General features: G+C 66.0%; 22 protein-coding genes. 10 read left to right on the top strand and 12 right to left on the bottom strand.

Annotated features, from left to right (window positions below; translation table 11 throughout):
• Positions 1-72 precede the first annotated feature (72 nt).
• Complete coding sequence (locus J7I79_RS19360; protein WP_214956008.1) at positions 73-495, top strand: VanZ family protein; 423 nt, start codon at positions 73-75, stop codon at positions 493-495.
• A gap of 6 nt (positions 496-501) precedes the next feature.
• Here J7I79_RS19360 and galU read toward each other — a convergent pair whose 3' ends face one another.
• The gene (galU, locus tag J7I79_RS19355) at positions 502-1,395 is read right to left on the bottom strand and encodes a UTP--glucose-1-phosphate uridylyltransferase GalU (protein ID WP_214956006.1); all 894 of its coding nucleotides are present in this window, start codon (positions 1,393-1,395) and stop codon (positions 502-504) included.
• A gap of 139 nt (positions 1,396-1,534) precedes the next feature.
• On the opposite strand from galU, the gene J7I79_RS19350 reads away from it, so the two are divergent.
• Positions 1,535-2,563 carry a hypothetical protein gene (locus tag J7I79_RS19350; protein ID WP_214956004.1) on the top strand — a complete coding sequence of 343 codons (1,029 nt, stop codon included), beginning with the start codon at positions 1,535-1,537 and terminating at the stop codon, positions 2,561-2,563.
• A gap of 13 nt (positions 2,564-2,576) precedes the next feature.
• Here the strand turns inward: J7I79_RS19350 and J7I79_RS19345 are convergent, their stop codons facing one another.
• From J7I79_RS19345 to J7I79_RS19315, 7 genes are all read right to left on the bottom strand, one after another.
• Positions 2,577-3,359: an enoyl-CoA hydratase/isomerase family protein gene (locus J7I79_RS19345; RefSeq protein ID WP_214956003.1), complete on the bottom strand. Its 783-nt coding sequence runs from the start codon at positions 3,357-3,359 to the stop codon at positions 2,577-2,579.
• Between the two features lie 24 nt (positions 3,360-3,383).
• Positions 3,384-4,610: a 1,2-phenylacetyl-CoA epoxidase subunit PaaE gene (gene paaE / locus J7I79_RS19340; protein WP_214956001.1), complete on the bottom strand. Its 1,227-nt coding sequence runs from the start codon at positions 4,608-4,610 to the stop codon at positions 3,384-3,386.
• 15 nt (positions 4,611-4,625) lie between these two features.
• Positions 4,626-5,186, bottom strand: a complete 561-nt coding sequence (gene paaD / locus J7I79_RS19335) for a 1,2-phenylacetyl-CoA epoxidase subunit PaaD (RefSeq protein WP_214956000.1) — start codon at positions 5,184-5,186, stop codon at positions 4,626-4,628.
• A gap of 2 nt (positions 5,187-5,188) precedes the next feature.
• Positions 5,189-6,130 (bottom strand): 1,2-phenylacetyl-CoA epoxidase subunit PaaC, encoded by a 942-nt coding sequence (paaC, locus tag J7I79_RS19330; protein ID WP_214955998.1) that lies wholly within the window; start codon positions 6,128-6,130, stop codon positions 5,189-5,191.
• On the bottom strand, positions 6,127-6,429 hold the full coding sequence (gene paaB, locus J7I79_RS19325) for a 1,2-phenylacetyl-CoA epoxidase subunit PaaB (protein WP_214955990.1): 303 nt from the start codon (positions 6,427-6,429) through the stop codon (positions 6,127-6,129). Before paaB ends, paaC begins: the two co-directional genes overlap by 4 nt.
• Positions 6,426-7,433 carry a 1,2-phenylacetyl-CoA epoxidase subunit PaaA gene (gene paaA, locus J7I79_RS19320; RefSeq protein WP_214955988.1) on the bottom strand — a complete coding sequence of 336 codons (1,008 nt, stop codon included), beginning with the start codon at positions 7,431-7,433 and terminating at the stop codon, positions 6,426-6,428. Before paaA ends, paaB begins: the two co-directional genes overlap by 4 nt.
• A gap of 127 nt (positions 7,434-7,560) precedes the next feature.
• Positions 7,561-8,448 carry a helix-turn-helix transcriptional regulator gene (locus J7I79_RS19315; protein ID WP_251043040.1) on the bottom strand — a complete coding sequence of 296 codons (888 nt, stop codon included), beginning with the start codon at positions 8,446-8,448 and terminating at the stop codon, positions 7,561-7,563.
• 149 nt (positions 8,449-8,597) lie between these two features.
• Between J7I79_RS19315 and J7I79_RS24805 the strand changes: the two genes are divergently transcribed.
• The gene (locus J7I79_RS24805; protein ID WP_311380613.1) at positions 8,598-9,410 is read left to right on the top strand and encodes a multidrug effflux MFS transporter; all 813 of its coding nucleotides are present in this window, start codon (positions 8,598-8,600) and stop codon (positions 9,408-9,410) included.
• Positions 9,407-9,817: an MFS transporter gene (locus J7I79_RS24800; protein ID WP_311380615.1), complete on the top strand. Its 411-nt coding sequence runs from the start codon at positions 9,407-9,409 to the stop codon at positions 9,815-9,817. Before J7I79_RS24805 ends, J7I79_RS24800 begins: the two co-directional genes overlap by 4 nt.
• A 59-nt stretch (positions 9,818-9,876) precedes the next feature.
• Here J7I79_RS24800 and J7I79_RS19305 read toward each other — a convergent pair whose 3' ends face one another.
• Positions 9,877-11,142 carry an ATP-binding protein gene (locus J7I79_RS19305; RefSeq protein WP_214955985.1) on the bottom strand — a complete coding sequence of 422 codons (1,266 nt, stop codon included), beginning with the start codon at positions 11,140-11,142 and terminating at the stop codon, positions 9,877-9,879.
• A 278-nt stretch (positions 11,143-11,420) separates the two neighbouring features.
• Positions 11,421-11,984, bottom strand: a complete 564-nt coding sequence (locus J7I79_RS19300) for a hypothetical protein (RefSeq protein ID WP_214955983.1) — start codon at positions 11,982-11,984, stop codon at positions 11,421-11,423.
• Between the two features lie 337 nt (positions 11,985-12,321).
• On the opposite strand from J7I79_RS19300, the gene J7I79_RS19295 reads away from it, so the two are divergent.
• From J7I79_RS19295 to J7I79_RS19285, 3 genes are all read left to right on the top strand, one after another.
• Positions 12,322-12,951 carry a low molecular weight phosphatase family protein gene (locus J7I79_RS19295; protein ID WP_214955981.1) on the top strand — a complete coding sequence of 210 codons (630 nt, stop codon included), beginning with the start codon at positions 12,322-12,324 and terminating at the stop codon, positions 12,949-12,951.
• Between the two features lie 52 nt (positions 12,952-13,003).
• Positions 13,004-14,137: an LCP family protein gene (locus J7I79_RS19290; protein ID WP_214955978.1), complete on the top strand. Its 1,134-nt coding sequence runs from the start codon at positions 13,004-13,006 to the stop codon at positions 14,135-14,137.
• Between the two features lie 75 nt (positions 14,138-14,212).
• Positions 14,213-14,578: a response regulator transcription factor gene (locus J7I79_RS19285; RefSeq protein WP_214955971.1), complete on the top strand. Its 366-nt coding sequence runs from the start codon at positions 14,213-14,215 to the stop codon at positions 14,576-14,578.
• Between the two features lie 160 nt (positions 14,579-14,738).
• On the opposite strand, the gene J7I79_RS19280 is transcribed toward J7I79_RS19285, so the two are convergent.
• A complete protein-coding gene (locus tag J7I79_RS19280) occupies positions 14,739-15,083 on the bottom strand; it encodes a hypothetical protein (RefSeq protein WP_214955969.1) in 345 nt (114 codons plus the stop codon).
• A 162-nt stretch (positions 15,084-15,245) separates the two neighbouring features.
• On the opposite strand from J7I79_RS19280, the gene J7I79_RS19275 reads away from it, so the two are divergent.
• Complete coding sequence (locus J7I79_RS19275; RefSeq protein ID WP_251043039.1) at positions 15,246-16,247, top strand: arsenic resistance protein; 1,002 nt, start codon at positions 15,246-15,248, stop codon at positions 16,245-16,247.
• Positions 16,248-16,331: 84 nt separating this feature from the next.
• On the opposite strand, the gene J7I79_RS19270 is transcribed toward J7I79_RS19275, so the two are convergent.
• Entirely contained in the window at positions 16,332-16,889 is a 558-nt protein-coding gene (locus J7I79_RS19270; RefSeq protein WP_214955967.1) for a hypothetical protein, read from the bottom strand.
• A gap of 698 nt (positions 16,890-17,587) precedes the next feature.
• Here J7I79_RS19270 and J7I79_RS19265 point away from each other — a divergent pair.
• Entirely contained in the window at positions 17,588-19,807 is a 2,220-nt protein-coding gene (locus J7I79_RS19265) for a S9 family peptidase (RefSeq protein WP_214955965.1), read from the top strand.
• Between the two features lie 193 nt (positions 19,808-20,000).
• The gene (locus tag J7I79_RS19260) at positions 20,001-21,497 is read left to right on the top strand and encodes an HNH endonuclease signature motif containing protein (RefSeq protein ID WP_214955963.1); all 1,497 of its coding nucleotides are present in this window, start codon (positions 20,001-20,003) and stop codon (positions 21,495-21,497) included.
• Positions 21,498-21,816: the final 319 nt, after the last annotated feature.

The following is a 21,816-nucleotide window of genomic DNA, read 5'->3' as shown; positions in this document are numbered from 1 at the left end:
TGCTGCGGACCTCCTGAGGCCCGCTTGAATCGCCTGGAACAGCCCCTCCTCTGGCGGATAATCCTAGGGGCCATGATCGTGCCTCTGGCGTTCGTGGCTTACTGGCCAACTCCGGTAGACCAACCGGTGCAGGGAGAGCTTGCCGGCTTCCTCCTCGTGATCCACGCCCTGGGGATTCCCGGCTGGGTCAATTATTCATTCATCGAGGCCACAGCGAACGTGGCCCTCTTCGTGCCCGTTGGAGTTGTCTCATCACGGGCTTTCCCAGGCAAACGTATTTGGCAGCTCGGCGCCTTCGGTCTGTTGGTCTCTGGCTGCATGGAACTGGGCCAGCAGCTATTTCTTCACGATCGGTTCGCAAGCCCGCTGGATCTTGTCACAAACACAGCCGGCACTGTCATGGGCTGCCTCTTCGCACGAAGGGCCGCTGCGATTCTTAAAGCGAGACGGGCCCAACGCTTTTCAGCGCTGAGCCCGTCCCACAACAGATCCTGAGTCTGCTTATTCGTTCACGAATTCCTTCATCCATGCTTTCAGGTCTTCGCCAAAGTCCACGCGCTCCGAAGCAATGGAAATGACGGCCTTGATGTAGCTGAGCTTGTCTCCGGTGTCATAGCGACGCCCACGGAACACAACCCCATAGACACCACTGCCTTCGCCCTCCGACGTCGCGAGGGTCTGCAGCGCGTCCGTCAGCTGGATCTCGCCGCCGCGGCCCGGCTGGGTCTCCTCCAGAACGTCGAACACCGCCGGGTGCAGCACGTACCTGCCTATGACGGCCAGGTTCGACGGAGCCTCGTCCACAGAGGGCTTCTCCACCAGACGGTTCACCCGGAAGTAGTTCTCGCCGTCCACCGGCGTGATGTCCGCGCAGCCGTAAGCACTGATCTGGGACGGGTCCACCTCGATCAGCGCAATGACAGAACCCCCGGTCTTGGCCTGGACGTCGATCATGGTGCTCAGCAGCTCATCGCGTTCGTCGATGAGGTCATCACCCAGCAGGACAGCAAACGGCTCGTCACCCACGTGCTGGCGGGCACATAGCACTGCGTGTCCCAGGCCCTTGGGGTCCCCTTGGCGCAGGTAATGCAGCGGCGCGAGGCTGGAGGCGTGCCGGACGGCCTCCAGCCGGTCCAGGTCGCCCTTGAGCTCCAAGGTCCGCTCAAGGGCCGGTGCGCGGTCAAAGTGGTCCTCCAGCGCCCGTTTCTGGCGTCCCGTGATCATGAGGAGGTCCGTCAGGCCTGCCTTGACGGCTTCTTCCACCACGTACTGGATTGCGGGCTGGTCAACAACCGGCAACATTTCCTTCGGCATTGCCTTGGTGGCGGGCAGGAAGCGAGTTCCCAATCCGGCAGCAGGAATGACAGCTTTTCTTACTCTTTTCCCCAAAGTCATAGCTGAACCATACAAATCGTTGGGCGAAACTGGCAATTCATTGCCCAGATTACGCGGGAATGGGGAGCGCTGCCCATCGCAGGCATTCGATTAACCGGACATACTCGGATTGCAGCTTTCACGAAACTTGGGGGACAACTTGAACAACGACCAGCAGCCCGGAACTCCGCAACAGCCGGACCACAACGGATGGCAACACCCCGACGCTCCGGCACCGGGACCCGACAGCCAACAGCAGCAGCAGTTCCCGCCCTACCCGCCGCAGCCCGGGCAGCCGTATCCGCCGCAGCCCGGCCAGCAGAACCAACAGGGCCAGCCGGAATTCGGCCAGCCGCCCTATCCTCCGCGGGCGGACCAGTACAACGTCGGCCAGCCGCCGTACGGCGAGCCCGGACACGGACAATACGGGCAGCCCGGACCGGGTCAGTTCGGCCAGACCCCGCCAAAGGGCGGCATCCCGGTCTGGGGCTGGGTTGCCGGCGGTGTTGGTGTAGTGGCGGTCCTTGCTGTGGCCGGCGTGATGGTCCTGGGCGGCATCGTGTCAGCCAACGCGCGGAACGTGACCCCGGCACCGACCGAGACGGCCGGGAGTACAGAGTCAGCCGGCGCTACCGAGGAAGCCACAGCCGATGGGTCGTCGGCCGCAGCCACTGACGACGCGGTATACCTCTTCGAGGACGCCGACTTCACCTCGGCGCCTGTCTGGGCAACTGCCCTCCCGGCCGGCTGGACCATGTCCGACGCGAAGGGTGGCACTTTCACGTACAGCAACAGCGACTATCCGTGTATCTTCACCGTGCACCAGGCAATCCTGCCGCCACGCAGTGCCATCACCGATGAAGAGGCGACGAAAGCCTCCATGCAGATCGAGATTGACGGCATCAAAAAAGCGGCAAGTTCCCCGGTCACGGTGGTGACAGACGCTGACTCGCTCTACACGAAACTTCGGAACGCGGACGGCCAGACCATTGAACTCCAGGAAGCCGAACTGCGGTTCAAGAACAAGAGCAACGTGGACCTGGTGTACCGCTTAGCGGTACGGTCCATGCCCGCCGGCGACGGACTAATGGAACTCATCCTTACCTGCCCGGCCAATCTGCCGACCGAGTCTGAGCTGTGGACGGAACTGACGGACACCGTCACCATGAAGGACGATCCGGCAGCCTGATTTCGAGGGGCCCTTACCGGCCCTTGAACTCGGGTGTCCGCTTCTCCTGGAACGCCTTGAAGCCCTCCGTGTAGTCCTCGGACTTGCACAGCCGGGCCTGCTCCGCGTTTTCCTCCTCCATGGCCTCCCAGAGGCCAAGGCGCTGGTCGCGGATCTGGGCCACCAGGTCCTTGCTGGCGTTGAAGGCACCCGTGGCGCCCGTGGCAACCTTCGCCACGATGCCGCGGGTGTTTTCCAGCAGCTCGCCCTTGGGCATCGCCCGGCTGAACATCCCCTGCGCTACGGCCTCGGCGCCGGTCATCAGCTCGGCCGTGTAGATCAGGTCCAGCGTCCGGTGCATGCCCAGCCGCTCGGTGAAGTACCAGTGCCCGCCGGAGTCCAGCGTGGCACCCAGCTTGGCGAACGGCGAGCCGAACTTGGCGTCCTCCGCCACGTACACCACGTCCGTGGCCAGCAGCAGGCCCAGCCCCACGCCCAGGCAGGCACCCTGCGCCGCCGCGAACGTCGGAGCCGGGAACGCGGTCATCTTCTTCAGCAGCGGCTGCAGCAGCCCGCCCAGGTACCCCTGGACGTCGTCCGTCTCCGGCGTCACGCCGGCGATGTCCCGGCCCGCACAGAAGGCGCGGCCCTCACCCCTAAGCAGCAGCGCCCGCACCTCACCGCGCAAGGCGGCGTCAGCGGCGTCGTCGTACGCCTGTGTTAAATCCTTGAGCGCCTGCTCGTCCAGTGAGTTCAGCTTGTGCGGGGCGTTCAGCACAACCTCAGCGATGCCGTCGGCGATGGAGAGGGAGATCATGGGGCTCCTTGCGGTTGGAAAGTCTTAGACGTCGAAGTCGACGGTGACTTCGGGGGTGGTGGGGTGGGACTGGCAGGTGAGCACGTAGCCCTTGTCCAGTTCATCCTGCTCCAGGGCGTAGTTCTCGTCCATGGTCACCTTGCCCGTGACCACCTTGGCGCGGCAGGTGCCGCACACTCCCCCGGCACACGCGAACGGCACGTCCGGGCGCACGCGCAGGGCGGCGTTGAGGATGGATTCGCGGGCGTGCGTGGGGCTGGCCACCTTGCCCTCGAGCCCGTCCAGCTTGAACGTGATCTTGTACGTCTCCTTGGACTCGTCCTCAATCACCGGCCGGCCGATGTTGCCCTCGGGGCGGTCCGGCTTGCCCGAGGTGAACAGCTCGAAGCGGACGTGCTCCGGCTTCACCCCGCGGGCGGCCAGGGTATCGCGGCACAGCTGCACCAGCTCGAAGGGACCGCACAGGAACCACTCGTCCACATCGTCCGCGTGGATGGCGGTGCCCAGCAGCTGCTGGAGCTTCTCGGCGTCGATCCGTCCGCTGAGCAGCGGCGCGATGCGCTGCTCGCGGGACAGCACGTGGTGCAGGGCCAGGCGCGCCGGGTACTTGTCCTTCAGGTCCGCCAGCTCCTCCAGGAACATCACGTCCATGGCGGCCTTGTTGGCGTAGATCAGGTCGAAGCGGGTGTCCGGGTTCGCCGCCAGCAGGGTGCGGGCAATGGCGATCACCGGGGTGATGCCGGAGCCGGCGGCGATGGCCACGAAGCTGCCGGGCTCCCCCGCCAGATCCTCCGGGTGGTTCATGGAGCTCATGATGTCCTGCTCCACGGCTTTCCCGTCCCGGCCGTGCTTGGAGACGAACGCGCCCATGGGGCTCATCACGTCCAGCTCATCGCCGGCCTTCAGCTCGGCGTTGGCCCACGTGGAGAACAGCCCGCCCAGGTCCTTCTTGATGGCCACCCGGACCTCGCTGCTGCCGTCCGCGAAGCTGCGCGGTTCGGCGCAGATGGAATAACTGCGGCGCACCTCGTGCGGCTGGCCGTTCTCATCCGGCATGGTGGTGCGCAGGGCCACGTACTGGCCCGGGAGGTAGTCGAACTGGCCGGCCAGTTCCGCCGGGACGGCGAACTTCACCTCGATGGCATCGTCCGTGAGCCGGCGGACTTCATCCACCGTCAGGGTGTGGAAGGTCGCGCGACGGCGGCCGGTGGCTGCAGCCGACTCAGCGGCGGTCTGGCGGACAACAGTCATGGGAGCACCTGTTCCTTACAAAACTTTGAAATAGTCGAACGGTTCCTTGCAGTCCTGGCAGACGTACAGCGCCTTGCAGGAGGTGGAACCGAAGCGGGTGAGTTCCTTGGTGTTCAGGCTGGAGCATTGGGGACACTTCACAGCCATTTGCAGGCGGATGGGCCCGGCGTGCCTTGCAGCATCGGAGCGGCCCGTGGGCGGTGCAATGCCGTACTCCTCCAGCTTCGCCTTGCCGGACTCGGTCATCCAGTCCGTGGTCCATGCGGGCGAGAGCACCAGCTCCACATACACGGTGGGATAGCCCTCCTTGGCGAACGCCGCCCTAAGGTCATCACGGATGGCGTCCATGGCCGGGCAGCCCGAGTACGTGGGCGTGATGGTGACCTGCACTGCGGGGACCATACCGCCGTCGTCGAACATCCTGACATCCCTGAGGATGCCCAAATCGGCAATTGTGAGCACCGGGATCTCCGGATCGCACACCGTGGCGGCCAGGTCCCAGGCCTTCTGCTCCGGCGTTTTGGCGTCCGCGCGGCTTTCGGTCGCGGTGGGGTGGCTGACGTACATGTCCGGCATGGCTACCAGCTCGCCCCGGGGAACTGGCGGGCGAGGACCTGCATCTCGGCCAGGAGGTAGCCCAGGTGCTCGGAGTGCTTGCCCTGGCGTCCGCCACCGCGGGCGGCCGGAACCTGCGGAATGTCCAGTAACGCTTCAGCCAGGACCTCTCCGGTGAGGCGGTCAAAGTCCGCGCGCAGGCTGGAAGGCTCGACGGCGGCACCCGCCGCTGCGAGGCGTGCGGTGAGTTCGTCGTCGCGGAACAGCTCGTCGACGTAGGGCCAGATGACGTTGAAGCCATGGATCATTTTGGCGCGGGACTCGTCCGTGCCGAGGGCCAGGCGGAGCACCCACTGGGTGCTGTGGTCCCGGTGGTAGTCCACTTCCTTGACGGCCTTGGCGGCGATGCCGGCCAGGGTGGCGTCCGTGGACTCGGTGAGCCGGCGGTAAAGCTCGAACTGGTAGTAGCTCACCACGAACTGCCGGGCGATGGTGACGGCGAAGTCCCCGTTGGGCTGTTCGAAGAGTTCCACCGAGCGGAACTCCTCCTCGTCGCGGAAGTAGGCGAGCTCGTCCTCGCTCTTGGCTGTTCCGTCCCCTCCGAGGGCCCCGCCGGCGTAGCTGAGGAACGAGCGGGCGTGGCCCAGCTGGTCCAGGGCGATGTTGCCCAGGGCCACGTCCTCCTCCAGCTCGGGGGCGCGGGAGATCCAGTGGCCCAGGCGCTGGGCCAGGACCAGGGCGTCGTCGCCCAGGCGCAGCGCGAACTCGGCGGCGTCCTCGCTGGGCTTGGCGGTGCCGCGGCTGACCGCGAGCGCGATGTCCTCCGGGCGGAGGGCGTTGCCCGGCGTGATGCGGGTGGCGCTGGCGTTGGCGTCCCCGCTGGTGCCGGCGGTGGCGACGCCGACGGAGATGTCCCCGTGGCCGCCGTCGTGCGTTTCAGTCGTGGTCTCAGGTGTGGTGCTCACAGGTGCTTCACGCCCTCGCTCTTGGTGTAGTACGTGGCGTGGCGGTAGTCCTTGCCCTGGGGCGACTCGAAGAAGGAGCCCTTGGCGTCCGGGTCGCTGGAGGCGATGGCGTCCGCGGGGACAACCCAGATGGACACGCCCTCGTTGCGGCGGGTGTACAGGTCACGGGCGTTGCGCAGCGCCATCGCTGCGTCCGGCGCGTGCAGGGATCCGGCGTGCACGTGGGAGAGGCCGCGGCTGGAGCGGACAAAGACTTCCCAGATGGGCCAGACGTTGCCGGCGGGGGTTTCGGGGCTCATGCTGCGGATTCCTTCTCTGCTTGCTTGCGGGCGTACGCGGCGGCGGCTTCGCGCACCCAGGTGCCGTTCTCGTGTGCTTCGCGGCGCCGTTCGAGGCGCTGCGCGTTGCAGGGGCCGCGGCCTTTCAGGACCTCGTGGAACTCGTCCCAGTCCAGCGGGCCGTGCTCCCACTTCTTGGTTTCCTCGTTGAAGCGGATGTCCTTGTCCGGGAGGGTGAGTTCCAGGACCTTGATCTGCTCCATCATCATGCCGACGAACCGGTTGCGCAGTTCGTCGTTGCTGAAGCGCTTGATGTTCCAAGCCATGGACTGCTTGGAGTTGGGTGAATCGTCATCCGGCGGGCCGAACATCATCAGGGCCGGGGCGTACCAGCGGTTTACGGCCTCCTGGGCCATCTGCTTCTGCTCCGGGGTGCCGTGGGAGAGTTCCAGCAGGATCTCGAAGCCCTGGCGCTGGTGGAAGGACTCCTCTTTGCAGACGCGGACCATGGCGCGGCCGTAGGGGCCGAAGGAGGCGCGGCACAGCGGAACCTGGTTGGCGATCGCGGCGCCGTCCACCATCCAGCCGATGGCACCCATATCCGCCCAGGTGCGTGCGGGGTAGTTGAAGATGGAGGAGTACTTGGCCTTGCCGTCCATCAGGTCCTGCATCATCTGGTCGCGCGGCTGGCCCAGGGTCTCGGCGGCCGAGTACAGGTAGAGCCCGTGGCCGGCCTCGTCCTGGACCTTGGCCATCAGGATGGCCTTGCGCTTCAGGCTGGGGGCGCGGGAAATCCAGTTGGCTTCCGGCTGCATGCCGATGATCTCCGAGTGCGCATGCTGTGAGATCTGGCGGATGAGGGTCTTGCGGTAGGCAGCCGGCATCCAGTCGCGGGGCTCGATGCGCGAGTCCTCCGCCATGACGCGGTCAAAGTACGCCTGACCTTCTGCCTCGTGCCGGGCTGCCTCTGCGAGCTGTTCAGGTGAAAGCTCAGCGGGCACTGACTGCAGGGTCTGCGATGCCATGGTTGCTCCTATGCATATCCGATAAATAATTACCGACCGTTCGTTCAGGATATGCGGAAGCCGTGAGATGCGTCAAGGAGGCCGGGCGCGTCGCAGCAGCGGGAACTTCCTAGCGGGCGTTCGTTTTTCAGGGGAGGTGGGCGTCCTGCGGCTGGGTTGTGCGGGCGACGTCCTGGATTCGTTCTGTTGCGGCCCAGCTGGCGAGCAGGCGCAGTCGTTCATCCGAGGGGGATCCGGGCACGGCCGGGTAGACGGTGAGGGTGAAGCCAGGATCCTCCGCGAGCTCCATGGCTTCGTAGGGGAGTTCGAGTTCCCCGACCACCGGGTGGCGGAAGACTTTTGTCCCGGCGTAGTGGCGCCGGACGTTGTTGGCCGCCCAGCGGGTCCGGAATTCCTCGCTGCGCACGGACAGTTCTCCGACGAGGTCGGCCAGGCGTTTGTCGAAGGGGTTGCGCCCGCTCTGCGTCCGCAGGATGGCCACGTTCATGTTGGCCGCCAGCTCCCAGTTGGGGTAAAACTCCTTGGCCCTGGCATCGAGGAAGATGAAGCGGGAATGGTTGGCGGGCCGCGCCGGACCGCGGTACATCTCCGAGTAGAGGGCGTAGCCGAGCTGGTTGGCCGCCACGATGTCCATGTGGTGGTTGCCGATGAAAGCCGGCGCAGCGGTAATGGCGTCCAGCATGAACTGCAGGGCGGGGCGGACGGTTCCGCTTTGGAGCGGGCGCCGCTGGCTTCTGCCGGACGGGCTGGCTGCATAGGCCAGGTTGTAGAGGTGGTCCCGTTCGGCCTCGTCCAGCTTCAGTGCCCTGGCGATGGCGTCGAGGACGCTTTCGGACGTGCCGGCGAGGTACCCGCGTTCAAGCTTTGTGTAGTAGTCCACGCTGACGCCGGCGAGCATGGCCACCTCTTCACGGCGCAGGCCGGCGACCCGGCGTCGTCCGCCATAGAGCTTGAGCCCGGCCATTTCTGGAGTGATTTTTGCCCGCCTTGAGGCGAGGAATTCGCGAACTGCCATCCTGTTATCCACTCATCCACGCTACCGCTCGGAAGCCGCCCCAGGGAGGTACTGCCAGAACCCGGATAGGCAGGGCTCTCGCTACGGATGACGTGTCCCTGTTGCATGGAACGTGAACGGGTTATCCCCACAAAGCGAACGGAGCCAGCGTGACAGCCATCGACACACCGACGTCCACACCTGCACAGACCGTCGGCCGCCCACTGGCGACGGTCCTCGGCCTGCTGACAATCTTCGGTCCGATCTCCATGGACCTTTACCTGCCGGTTCTGCCGGCCCTCACCGCCGAACTCCAAAGCACGACGTCGGTAGCTCAGCTGACCATCACGGCCTGTCTGCTCGGACTCGCGATAGGACAGGTCATCGCCGGCCCCGTCTCGGACCGTTTCGGCCGCCGGACGCCGCTGCTCATCGGAGTCATCGCCTACACCGTCACCTCGGCCCTGTGTGCGCTCAGCCCGACAGTCGAGACCCTTATCGTCGCAAGGTTCGTCCAGGGACTCGCTGGCGCGGTAGGCATTGTGATCGCGCAAGCGGCCGGACGGGACGTCTACTCGGGCGGCAAGCTGCTCCGCTACTACGGCCGCCTGACCGTCCTCGGCGGAGTTGCCGCCATCATCGGCCCCGTCATCGGAGGCCAGCTGGCAACGGTCACCGACTGGCGCGGGGTCTTCCACTTCCTCGCAGCCGTGGGCGTGGCCATCCTCGGAGCATCCCTGGTGATCTTCCGGGAGACGCTGCCGGCAAACCGGCGCACCACCGGAGGCCTCTCCCACACACTGAGCGACTTCCGCCGCCTGCTCGCCGACCGGGTGTTCGTGGGAGCGGTCCTGATCACCGGCTTCACCTACGCCGCCATCTTCGCCTACCTCAGCGGGGCAACGTACATCCTGCAAGGCGTGTACGGGCTCTCACCCCAGGGCTACTCCTTCGCGTTCGGCCTGAACTCCCTGGGCTTCTGATCTTTGGGTTCATCGGCGGCCGCCTGTCCGAACGGTGGTCCGAACGGGGAACCCTCGCCGTCGGACTGGTCATGGCCCTCGCCGGCGCGCTGGGCTTGCTTGCCACGGCGCTCCTGCACCTGCCGCTGATCGCCATCATCCTGTCCCTGTTCACGATGGTCAGCGGCGTGGCAGTGACCAGTCCCCCGGCCACATCCCTGGCGCTCAAGGATTATCCCGACATCGCAGGCACAGCCTCGTCACTGCTGGGTCTGGCCCGGTTCGCTTTCGGTGGCCTGGCCGCACCCCTGGTGGGCATCAGCGGGGCAAACGACCCCGTGCCGTTCGGCGTCGTGGCAGCCGTTGCCGCCGGGGCGGCAGCACTCAGCCTGGGGCTGGTAAAAGTCAGCGGCTCCTCCAGTAGGTGACCAAGTCCCGCGCCAGCCGCGGGGCCACGCGCAGGAACCGCCCCCCACGCGGTTGGCGGCTAGTGGCCGCCCTGTTCCAACACTGATTTGGCGATGAGCTGTCCCACGGCTGCGGTGACGGCGGCCTGGTAGCCTTCCGGCCGGCCGTGCCGGACGCCGACTTCTTCGGCCAGCTGGTCCAGCGGGACGGCCGCGGCTGTGGCCTCCCAGATGGCCCGTCCGATCCCGCTCAGCCGCACGATCTCCGCGTCCAGCATCACCAGCAGATCGTCGCCGACAGCCACGGCATCCTGTGGATCGACCCGCCGGATCCACCCCTCCGGGATGTCCCCGGACACGGCTTCTGCTGCGCGCGCTTCCCACGCAGGCTTCGAGCGGCGCCGCTTCCGGAAGAGCGGTTCCAGGGCCTCCGGCAGGTCCGCGGCCTCCGAATACGTCACCTGCCAGACTCCCCCGACGCGGTCGATCAGCCGGCACAGCGACTGCAGCGGCTCGTCGATTTCACCCTGCGAGGACGAATCAGGGACCAACGCCAGCAACGCCTCCGCCAACGGCAACTGGCGCAGGACGGGGGCTGGGCGGTCCTGCTGGTCAGCGCTGAGGTCCGCCCTTGGGGCGGCGTCAACCCGGTCCAGCAGCACGATGGACTGGATGAACGGCTTGGCCGGCGCCGGCTGAAGTCCCAGTTCGTCCGGGCCCACCTGGTGCTTGGGCTCCCCTGGCCCCTGCTTCACGGACAGCGGCTTGGGGTAGGGAACCACAGAGCCGTCCGGGCCGATGGCCACGGTTTCGTCCGAAACGTAGCCGTACGTCCCTGCCAGCACCGAGGCTGCCGTGGTTTTGCCCGTTCCTGACTTGGCCACGAGGGCCACCACGGCCCCGGTCACGGGTGAGGCCACCGCACAGGCGTGCAGCATCATGAGCTCCCCGGCGTTCTCCAGGATGGCCGCGACAGTAACCCGGGAGGTGACGTTCTCGGCCAGCTCCCCAAAGGAGGTGGCCTGCAGGGCGAACGTCCCGCCGTCGTACATCGACAAATACGAGACGGAAGCGGAGAACGGCAAGGCCTCCGTGGGTTCCTTGGGCAACGGCGGAATCAAGGGCGCCCCGCCGCTGGCACACCTCGCCCAGGCAGAGCGCATGCTGTGCTGCTGCTCCTCCGTGACCGAGCGGCCCCAGCGGACAGTGAACTGCGTGCCCAGGACGTCGATGCACAGCAGTTCCCCGCCGCGCAGCAGATCCTCAAAGAGCCGCGCATCCCACCCGTTTGAGAAATCCCAGTCAAACTGGGGCTCCCCGCCGTGTTCCCCGTCCTCACCGCTCATGACTCCCCCTCAAGTCCAGCCGGTCGCTACTCTGCGCCGCCCGCAGCTTCGATCAGCCGCTGGGCTTCAAGGCTTGCCAGGAATCCCTCAGACAATTGCGCCCCCGACGTTGTTTTAGCTGGGCCAGTCCTCTTGGACCGGCCCAAGACTTCGCCGCGTTTTCACCGGCTGCGCCCACTCTTCCCAACGGCGCCAAAGGTTCGCGCAAGCGATTTGCAAGACTTCATCAAGGTTTGCTGTGTCAACGCGAAAGTGAACTTGGGGAGCGTTGCGCTGATCTAAAGACTGATGAGCGAGCTGGAAGCCAAAACTGTCGGCGCCTGCTTCCCACGCTCCTGGAATGTGATCACTGCGGTCACCGAGAAGTCGCGGTGATCGTTGTTCCCGCCGCCGTATCCGTAGCCGTCGATGGCGAAATCCACCTGCGTGAGGTCGGCGGCAGCGGCGTACATCAGATCCGCTGTGAAGGCGCCAGTCCTGAGGTTATGCGTGGTCGAAACGCTGGCTGCGCCCATGCCCATGGACGAAAATGTCAACAACAGATCGCCGGTGGCCGGCGCTAGCCGGCGTCGCTGCAAAACCGACGTGACCGGCGCTACCGGGCTCATGGTCACTTGAATGCTCACAGAACCGGCGAGGTCGTCGAGTCCCCGCAGGCTGAGCGTGACGGGCACTTTTACGGCTGGCCGCAGGTGGCCGGCCTCATTGGGATGCGTGATCGAAGGAATGGCCCGAATGCCTGAAACCAGCGCGGCGGAAGCCTGCGTAGCCGAACCTGTTGTTGCCGCGCCTGTTGTTGCCGGGGCCGGTGCGGTCGGGGCCGGCGCGGCGGGCGCTGTCATAATGGCCGGCACGGACCAGGCGCCGTCCCACGCCGCCCTGCTACGGGTGGCTCCGGCAGGTTCCGTGGCGCGATATGCGAGTTCTGACATCTTCGTCCCCCGTAACATTCGGTTGGGGATCCTTGACGGACCGCCCAGCGGCTGTGGCCGGGATCTTCACCGGTTGACTCCACTGTGCACAATGCGCCTCTAGTTTCCCGCAGCCGAGCCTCAAGACTCGGTCAATATCTGCTGACGCCTCTGGGCGATTCACCCCCGGGCCGGGGCTGCCCTGCGTGTTAAGTTGAATATCCGGGATCGCACCGATCTGCCAGCAACTCCGGAAAGAGCCCTCACTGTGGAATCGCCAACGCCCGTACGGATCCTGACAATCTGCACGGGAAACATCTGCCGGTCCCCCGTAGCCGAACGCCTGCTGCAGGCCGGTCTGGACCAGGTCCTGCCTGGCGGCTTCGAGGTGCGAAGCGCCGGAACCCGCGCCATGGTGGGCAGCCCCATCCAGCCGCTCTCCGCGGACATCGTCCGGATGTACGGCGGCACGGACAAGTCGTTCGCCGCACGGCAGCTGACCGCCAAGATCCTCCGCGAAACGGACATTGTGCTGACCATGACGTCCAAGCACCGCGGTGAGGTGCTGCAGCTGGATGCCTCCCTGCTCAAGCGCACGTTCACCATCCGAGAGTTCGCGCGGATGCTGGAGGCACTCGAGGAACGCGACGCCGCCGGCTCCGATTCGTCCGCTGAAAAGGCGTCCTCCGAAAAGGCGTCCGACGCCGGCACGCTGTGGCGCGGGCTGTCCGCCCGCCTCGCCTCCGTCCGGCACCTCGCCCTCGCGGCCGACAGCGCCGACAACGAAGTGATCGACCCCTACAAACGGGGCCCCGAGGTCTACCGCCAGATGGAAGACGAACTGGCCCCGGCCATCCTCACCATCCTCCGCTACGCCCGGCTCAACACGCCCACATAAACAGGACCTTCGGCGTCGTTCTTTTCGGTGTCCGCGGTGGTACCGTCCGGTTATGGACAACCAGTCAGATCCGGAAGGGGCGGCTGAGAACAAGCCGCCGCGGGGAAATTCCGCATGGCTTCCCGCCTGGCTGCGCCGGCAGCCCACGTGGCTCAAAGCGGTTCTGGCGATGGTCCTGGTGATCGCCCTGGGCAGCACCGCCTACGCATTCTCGCAAGTGGGACGCGGCGGAGCGCCCACCCCCACCGCCAGCGCGGTACCGACGGCGGAAGGTGCCACGGCGCCGCCGTCAACGGAGGCTCCGGCCCCCACACCGACGCCGACGCCCACTCCCACTCCGGAACCGCCGCCCGTCGCGCTGAACATCCTGCTGATCGGCAGTGACAGCCGCGGGGATTTCCGGGCCGAGGAAGCCCAGGCCGCCGCCGGAACGCCGGCCGACCAGCGCGGCGACGTGCTGATGCTGATCCATATCCCGGCCGATCGGCAGAGGGTCTACGGCATTTCCATCATGCGCGACATGTGGGTGAACATCCCCGGCTACGGCGAGTCGAAGGTCAACGCCGGGCTGGAGCTGGGCGGCACCCCGCTGATGGTCCGGACCGTGGAAACGCTGTTCAACACCCACATCGACCACGCCGTTATGGTGGACTTCAAGGGACTCTGGGACGCCACCAACGCCCTGGGTGGGGTGGACGTGAACGTCACCGTTCCCTTCACCTCCACGCACGATACCCGCCATAGCTTCCCCGCCGGCATCAACCATCTCGACGGCGGGGCGGCCCTGGAGTTCGTCCGCGAGCGCTATGCGTTTGCCGACGGCGATTTCCAGCGGATCCGCAACCAGCAAACGTTCCTCAAGGCGTTCATCGGCAAGTTCATGAGCGAGGGCACGCTCAGCAACCCGGCCATGGTGATGTTGCTGGTCAACACCCTCCGGCCCTTTGTGCTGGTGGACCCGGGCCTCACCCCGGAGACGCTGGTGCGGCTCGGCTTCAGCATGCGCGGGGTGGGGGCCGAGGACGCCATGTTCTTCCGGCTGCCCGACGGCGGTTTCGGCACCAGCACCACAGGCCAGTCGATAGTTTTCCAGAACCCCGCAGCTGTGGCCGCGGTATCGGCAGCACTCGCCAACGGCACCCTGGCGGACTACGTGGCGGCCAACGGTTTTGAGGGCGGTAACTGAGCGTTCACAATCGGACGCCCCACGCGAACGGGGCGTAAACTGAAGGCCAACTGCAGGGGCTGGGGAGCTGATGGGGTGCGCGCACACTGCGTGGTGATTGAGGAGGATCCGGACATCCGGAGCCTCCTTTCCCTTGCCCTGTCCCGGGCCGGCTTCAACGTGAAAACCGAGTCGACCGGCGCCGCCGGCATCAATGCCGTGGCCGAGGACAAGGACCTTGGGCTGGTCACGGTGGACGTGGCCCTGCATGACCTTGGGGGCAATGACGTACTGCACGCCCTCCGTGGGGTCTCACGTGCGCCCATCCTGGTGATCTCGGCACGCGCCGAACCCGTGGACCGGCTCGCCGCCCTGGAATCGGGCGCGAGCGCGTATCTGACCAAGCCGTTCCGGCTGCGCGACCTGCAGGATCTGGTCCACACATTGGCGCCGGCAAATTAGTTCCCGGGCACGCCACGTTGTCACCATCTGCAGGCGATTAGGTGCCTACACAGCTGGTCCGTGGAGCAAGGTGATGGGCTTCTGCCGGTTGCCCGCCGCTTAGGCGGGGAGGCCGCCATCGTAAGTCCCGCCGTCGTGGGTGCTGCCGGTTCCCCGCCGCTTAGGCGGCGAGGCTCATGGCCCGGCTCCTGACTCCGGTTGCACTCTCGGAGCCCATTGACGCGGGAGCCAGGACGCTGATGTTGCATTCTGACTGGAGCGGGTCAATCGACGCCGGGAGGTGGTGCGATTCCGAACATGCCTGCAGCTGCGCCATTGCAGCTGGTTCGACACGTGCGTGGCTTACATCCACAACGAGGTGGAGTCCTTCTTTCAGGTGGTTGGCGCGCTTTACGACTACATACAGGGCCTGGAGGCTTTGAGCCGTCAGATGCCCTTGGGCTGCTACTTCTGCTTCTCCACAATCGAGGTCGAGCCGGACTAAAACCTTGAGCTTCTCGTTCAAGTGGTTCCCCTATTCATGCATGGCCGCGACGCTGCGACCGCATTCAGCCTATGGGCCGAATGTGACCTACGCAACACTTGGCGTCACATCCGGACAGAGTGGCGTTACGAACGGCGCGGGCTGTTGAACCGGGCTGCGCCGTGGGGTAAAGGGTCGCCTACGATGGAGCCGGTGAGGATCAGGACGTTTGTGGCATGGATGGAACGCCGCCAGATCGGCCTGTATGTGGCCGCTATTGTCGCCGGTGCGAGCGTGGGTTTCGTTGCGCCAGGCTCGGCCTCCGCCTTGGAACTCGCCATCAATCCGGTGTTGGGGCTGCTGCTCTACGCCACCTTCCTGGGGATACCGTTCGCGTCGCTGGGACGGGCCGCGCGTGACCTGCGGTTCATGGCAGCGGTCCTGGTGGTCAATTTCGCCGTGGTGCCGGTGGTGGTGTTTGGGCTGAGCCGGTTTGTTGCCGGGGACGAGGCGCTCCTGGTGGGCGTGCTGCTGGTGCTCCTGACGCCGTGCATCGACTACGTGATTGTGTTCACCGGACTGGCCGGCGGTGCGAGTGACCGGCTCCTCGCCGCTGCACCGGTGCTGATGCTTGCCCAGATGCTCCTGCTGCCGGTGTATCTGCTGATCTTTGTGGGCCCCGACCTGGTGTCAGCGATTGACCCGTCACCCTTCGTGCAGGCACTGGTGGGGCTCACCATCATCCCGCTGGCCCTGGCCGCGCTGACGCAGTGGTGGACACGGAGCTCTGCACCCGGTCGCGGCGCCGGCCGCCGGGTCATGGCGGCCATGCAGTCTCTGATGGTCCCGCTCATGATGGCCACGCTGGCCGTGGTGGTCGGGTCGCAGATTGTGGCGGTGCGCCAGGAGCTGGGATCGCTGCTCGCCGTGGTGCCGCTCTGCGCCGCGTTCCTGCTGGTGATGGTGCCGCTGGGCCTGCTCGCCGCCAGGTCTGCACGCCTGGACGTCCCGGCAACCCGTGCTGTGGTGTTCAGCGGCGCCACCCGCAATTCCCTGGTGGTACTTCCGCTGGCACTGGCGCTTCCCGAGCCGCTGGCACTTGCTGCGCTGGTGGTGGTCACCCAGACCCTGGTGGAACTGGTCGGCATGGTGGCCTACGTGCGCTTCCTGCCGCGGCTGGCGCCTGCCGACGCTTCCGCGCGGTGACGGAGCTCAGGCTCCAGACTGTGCCTCTGCGGCAATGACTGGAGCCTGGCTGTGAACCGCGGAATCAAATTACGCGAATCGCGCTTAGCAGGTGAGTGCCACCGATCCGGTCAGTCCGTTGGGGTCGGACTTCGAGCAGGTGAAGATGACCGTTCCCGGGGGCTGTTCGATGACGAGGGAAATACTCGTCACAGTCACTACCGGGTTGACGCCGGTCCAGTTGGGATTCGGGCATCCAGCTGCGCTGCCGCTCACTGTGCTCGGCGCCGACAACACAGTCGGGTTAGTGACGAGGGTGAGGTTGCCGTTCTTAATAGCATCGCTGTTTACGGGCGTGGCAGTGACGGCCGGACCAATGACGACCTTATTCTGTCCCGGCGCAGTATTTCCGCCGGCGTTCTGGCACTGATAGACGGCGGACCCAGACACGGTAACGGTGGCGAGAAGGTCGTCGCCGCCGAGTCCGGTGATGACCGCCTTACATGTTGTTGTCGCGGTGGACCCGCTGATGGTCACAGTGCAGACCGGTGAACCGTTCTTCTTGAAGTGCGGACTGGCCGCTTGGGCAGCCGACACACCTGCTGTGAACACGAACAGTGCAACTGCGAAAAGCATGATGAAGCGTTTGATGATCTTGTTCATTGGATTGACCTCTGAGGAGGCACCGGTTTGCACCAGTGCTGAGTGGCACCGCCATTCGGACACCGGCTACCGTTGTCCGAGCACAGACCGCGGCCCCCCAGAAATACGGGCCAAAATCCGACGCAACGCATGAACGCCCGCGTCTTCGAGATCAGGAATTCTGTGCTCAGCGCTCCCGACCCTCCAAGGCAACACCTCAGGGACTGTTGCCGCAAGGGCATTCCGGACCTATTCCTGGGAATTCCTGATTTACGGTCGTAACCGGAGCCACGTGGCTCAACGCAGCGCATCGCCTACGGCCCAGGCGTGCGGTAACAGGGCGGCTGGCGCCTGCCGATTCGCGGCTCCGGCACTGAGGCGTGGGCTGAGGCAATTCACGTGGGCTAAGGGCCGGCGGCGCCTGGGGAAGCCTCGGTCTCAGAAGGCTTGTCACCGCCGGCCCAGCTCAACGTGATCCGGAACATTATCCGGGCCAAGTATCGATCTGGCGGGGCCTTCCCAGGGGGACCGGGATGTCCGTCGACCGACTCCTAAAGACTATTTACAGCCGCCATTCCGATCTTGAGTGACGGCTACTTGTCTTTAAGTTGCAGAAGTGACGCTGTGTGCAGGGCGCTACGCACGGCGAAAGCGGACCACTCTATACCCCGGTAGCGAACGCGGGTGCCTGCAGCGGAATAGCTTTATATATTGAGTCAATGACCCAGACTTCAGTGCAGCACCCAGCCGACAACACCCCAGCGGCCGCCGCGCCCGTAGCCCGGAAGGTCCCCACGGAACGGATCCACCACGGCGACACCTTCGTGGACAACTACGAATGGCTGCGCGCCAAGGAATCCGCGGAAGTGGTGGAGCACCTCAAGGCCGAGAACGCTTACCAGGAGACCGTCACCGCCCACCAGGAACCGCTCCGCGAAGCGATCTTCCAGGAAATCAAGGGACGCACGCAGGAGACAGACTTGTCCGTCCCGAACCGCAAGGACGGCTGGTGGTACTACACCCGCTCCGCGGAGGGCAAGGAATACGGCATCCAGTGCCGGGTCAAGGCCCAGGACACCGGGGACCCGGTGGCCGACTGGACGCCCCCGGCGGTGGAGGCCGGCGTCGAACTTTCCGGTGAAGAAGTCCTGCTGGACTGCAACGTCGAAGCCGAAGGCAAGCCGTTCTTCGCGGTGGGCGGGACCGCCGTGACCGTGGACGGCAACCTCTACGCCTACGCCGTGGACAACGCCGGCGACGAACGCTTCACGCTGCGCTTCAAGGACCTGCGCACCGGGGAGATGCTGCCGGACGTCATCGAGAACATCTTCTACGGGGTCTCCTTCTCCCCCGACGGCACGCGCCTGTTCTACACCGTGGTGGACGACGCCTGGCGCCCCTACCAGGTGAAGTCCCACGTGCTGGGCACGCCCGTCACCGAGGATGAGGTGATTTACCAGGAGGACGACGTCGCCATGTGGCTCGGCTTCGACCTCTCCTCCGACCGGCGGCACCTGGTGCTGAGCATCGGCTGCTCGGAGTACAGCGAAACGCGGCTGCTCCGCTTTGACGATTACGACGCCGGACTCGCCACCGTGATCTCCCGCGACGAACGCGTCCTGTACGAGGCCGAGCCGTTCCTCCTGGAGGGTGCCGAAAAGATCCTCGTGACGCACAACCGGGACGCCATCAACTCCATGGTCTCGCTGGTGGACCCGGCCGAGCTCACCAAGCCGCTGGCCGAGCAGGAGTGGACCACCGTCGTCGGGCATTCCGACCAGGTGCGCGTCAACGGCGCGGGGGTCACCTCCACGCACGTGATTGTGTCCGTCCGCAAGGACACCATTGAACGCGTCCAGGTGCTGGCGCTGGCCGGGCTGGGCACGCCCGCTCAGGGCGATCCGGTGGAGCCGGCGTTCGACGAGGAGCTGTACACGGCCGGTGTGGCGGGCTCCGACTACGAGGCGCCCGTGATCCGGATGGGCTACACGTCCTACTTCACGCCGTCACGCGTGTACGACTTTGTGCTGCCCACCGCTGCGTTGCCGGTGGGTGAACTGCTGCTCCGAAAGGAAAGCCCGGTGCTGGGCGGCTACTCCTCCGCCGACTACGTGGCCACCCGTGAATGGGCGACGGCGGCCGACGGCACGCGCATTCCCCTTTCGGTGCTGCGGCATGCCTCGGTGGCCCGGGATTCCTCCGCGGCAGGCCTGGTGTACGGGTACGGCTCCTACGAGCTGAGCATGGACCCGGGCTTCGGCATCCCGCGGCTGTCGCTGCTGGACCGCGGCATAGTGTTCGTGATCGCGCACATCCGCGGCGGCGGCGAGCTGGGCCGGCACTGGTACGAGGACGGCAAGAAGCTCCACAAGAAGAACACCTTCACGGACTTCGTGGCCGCCACGGACTGGCTGGCTGGCTCAGGGTGGGTTGCATCTACGCGGATCGCGGCCATGGGCGGCTCCGCCGGCGGGCTGCTGATGGGCGCCGTGGCCAACCTGGCACCGGAGAAGTACGCCGCCATTGTGGCCGCCGTGCCGTTCGTGGACGCGCTGACCACCATCCTGGATCCGGAGCTGCCTCTGTCCGCGCTCGAATGGGAGGAATGGGGCAACCCGATCACGGACCCCGAGGTCTACGCGTACATGAAGTCCTACACGCCGTACGAGAATGTTGGTCCCCGGGCGTATCCGAAGATCGCCGCGGTGACCTCGTTCAACGACACCCGGGTGCTCTACGTGGAGCCGGCCAAGTGGGTGCAGGCCCTGCGGTCGGTTTCCACCGGGGCCGAGCCGATTGTCATGAAGATCGAGATGGACGGCGGCCACGGCGGAGCCTCCGGCAGGTACGTCCAGTGGCGCGAGCGGGCCTGGGACTACGCCTTCGTGGCCGACTCAGTAAGTGCCGTGGAGCTGCTGCCGGGGGCCGGGCTGAAGTAGCTTCTTGGCTGCTACAACCCCGTCGATTGGTCCGTGCCGCGGGCCGAGTTCCTGGGCTTGTCCGCGGATCCTGTCCCTGAAAGTTCGGATCCGCGGACAAAAGCTTAGGAATCCAGCCAGACGGCATCGTCGTGGCCTGATCCGGATTCCGCGCGGCGGCTAAATTGTCGGTGCCTGCTGTCATGCTGAGAGTGTGGAAAACAGAGCAGTTGTGGAAGTGCTGGAGGCCATTAGTACCTCCGCTGCCGCGCTGGCTGCTGTTCTCCGCCGCGGCACCCGAAACCCCGAGGCGGCCGGCGCGGGCCTGGCCGGTTCCTACCCGGCGCGGGACGGGGCAGATCCTCCGTTAGGGGACGATGTGGATCCTTGGCGGGATGGGGCGGATCCTTTGCGGGAGCGGGCGGACGCATACCTGGACGGCCTAGTTCAGGCCGCGGAGATGGAGGCCCGGTTCTCTGCCGTGAAAGTGCACCTCGCGGCCGGATATGCCACCAGCGCCGAAGCTTTGGCACCGCCGGCCTCGTCGCCCCAGGAACACACCGCACAGGAAATGTCGGTGACCGCCGAGGTCGCGTGTGCCCTGACCGTCAGCGAACGCAGCGCCGGTGCCTTAATTTCCGAAGCCCTGGCCCTGACCACCGGGCTGCCGCTGACGCTGGCCGCGCTGCAGTCCGGGACGGTGTCCTGGCAGCACGCACGCATTCTGTGTGATGAAACCACGGGACTGGAACCCTCGGCGGCGGCGGCGCTGGAAGCGCATTTCCTGGACCCGGATGCCCAGAACCCGGCGCGGGGCTGTCCGGCCGGGAACCTCACATCCGGGAGGTTCCGGGCAAAGGCCCGCTCCTGGCGGGAACGCCACCACCCGGTCAGCATCGAAACCCGCCACCACCGCAGCGCCGCCGACCGGCGGGTGGAGTACGTCCCGGACCGGGACGGCATGGCCTGGCTCTCCGCTTACCTCCCCGCAGACACAGCGGCCGGGATCTGGGACCGCACCACCACGGCGGCACGCACGCTGCAGGGCCCATCCGAACCCCGTACCCTCACCCAGCTCCGCGCTGACGTCGCCGCTGCCTGGATGCTCACGGCAGGAGGCCGGGTCGACGGGGCTAACGGCGTGCCTGCCGGTTCCTGGCGGGCCGATGATGTCCCGTCGCCTGCGGCGCAGGTCCTCGTCACCGTTCCGGTGTTCTCGTTGCTTGGCCTGACCGGGGAACCGGCTGTCCTGGACGGGTACGGGCCGATCCCGCCGTCCATGGCCCGCCGGCTCGTCGCGGATGGCGCATCCTCATTTCTGCGCGTCCTGACTGACCCACGCAGTGGTGCGCCGATGGAGATCGGACGCGCCAGCCACCGGATCCCGAAAGCAATGCGGCAATGGCTGCGGCTCCGTGACGGACGCTGCCCATTCCCGGGCTGCAACAACCACTCCCTGGACAACGACGCCGATCATCTCCTCGCCTGGTCTGACGGCGGCGGAACCGGAATCAGCAACCTCGGCCAACCCTGTCGCAGGCACCACCGCCTGAAACACACCACCGCATGGAGGCCCGAAGGCGCCACCGCCCACGAACCACCCGGTTGGACCTCACCGACGGGACGTCACTACCCCAGCGAACAACCCGACTGGGAACTGCCACAGTGGCCGCCTTTGGACCTGCAGGAGAGAGAGTACTGGCAGGAATAGGAGGACTGGCAGGACCGGGAGACGCCGGACTGGCACGAGCCGCCTGATTGGCCAGTCGCACCGGAGCCGCCTTGCAGCCTCGACCGCCTCGGGATCCCCGACGGTATCCACGATGTCGACGGCATCGAAGGCCTGGGGCCGCCACGTCCCGCGGATCCCTTCCCTGACTGGGCACACTTCATGGCCGCCTAGGAGACTGCTGAAATAATCGCTGGGTTAGGCGCGTCGGCTGGACTGGTGGGGCTGGTGGTTAAGACTGGTCTTATGCAGGGACGCGAGGACGCTCAACGCGGGTATTTGGATGTGGAGGCGCTGGCCG

The organism is Arthrobacter sp. ISL-69 (genome assembly GCF_018613775.1).
Lineage (GTDB): Bacteria > Actinomycetota > Actinomycetes > Actinomycetales > Micrococcaceae > Arthrobacter.
Note: the sequence above shows the minus strand (reverse complement) of the source record. Positions and strands in the feature narration are given on the sequence as shown.

What these genes read in the sequence shown, in the direction of transcription:
- J7I79_RS19360 (WP_214956008.1), top strand. Translation starts at nt 73, where the DNA reads ATGATCGTGCCTCTGGCGTTCGTGGCTTACTGGCCAACTCCGGTAGAC.
- galU (WP_214956006.1), bottom strand. Translation starts at nt 1,395, where the DNA reads ATGACTTTGGGGAAAAGAGTAAGAAAAGCTGTCATTCCTGCTGCCGGA.
- J7I79_RS19345 (WP_214956003.1), bottom strand. Translation starts at nt 3,359, where the DNA reads ATGATCTCCCTCTCCATCGCCGACGGCATCGCTGAGGTTGTGCTGAAC.
- paaE (WP_214956001.1), bottom strand. Translation starts at nt 4,610, where the DNA reads ATGACTGTTGTCCGCCAGACCGCCGCTGAGTCGGCTGCAGCCACCGGC.
- paaD (WP_214956000.1), bottom strand. Translation starts at nt 5,186, where the DNA reads ATGCCGGACATGTACGTCAGCCACCCCACCGCGACCGAAAGCCGCGCG.
- paaB (WP_214955990.1), bottom strand. Translation starts at nt 6,429, where the DNA reads ATGAGCCCCGAAACCCCCGCCGGCAACGTCTGGCCCATCTGGGAAGTC.
- paaA (WP_214955988.1), bottom strand. Translation starts at nt 7,433, where the DNA reads ATGGCATCGCAGACCCTGCAGTCAGTGCCCGCTGAGCTTTCACCTGAA.
- J7I79_RS19315 (WP_251043040.1), bottom strand. Translation starts at nt 8,448, where the DNA reads ATGGCAGTTCGCGAATTCCTCGCCTCAAGGCGGGCAAAAATCACTCCA.
- J7I79_RS19305 (WP_214955985.1), bottom strand. Translation starts at nt 11,142, where the DNA reads ATGAGCGGTGAGGACGGGGAACACGGCGGGGAGCCCCAGTTTGACTGG.
- J7I79_RS19300 (WP_214955983.1), bottom strand. Translation starts at nt 11,984, where the DNA reads ATGACAGCGCCCGCCGCGCCGGCCCCGACCGCACCGGCCCCGGCAACA.
- J7I79_RS19290 (WP_214955978.1), top strand. Translation starts at nt 13,004, where the DNA reads ATGGACAACCAGTCAGATCCGGAAGGGGCGGCTGAGAACAAGCCGCCG.
- J7I79_RS19275 (WP_251043039.1), top strand. Translation starts at nt 15,246, where the DNA reads ATGGAGCCGGTGAGGATCAGGACGTTTGTGGCATGGATGGAACGCCGC.
- J7I79_RS19270 (WP_214955967.1), bottom strand. Translation starts at nt 16,889, where the DNA reads ATGAACAAGATCATCAAACGCTTCATCATGCTTTTCGCAGTTGCACTG.
- J7I79_RS19265 (WP_214955965.1), top strand. Translation starts at nt 17,588, where the DNA reads ATGACCCAGACTTCAGTGCAGCACCCAGCCGACAACACCCCAGCGGCC.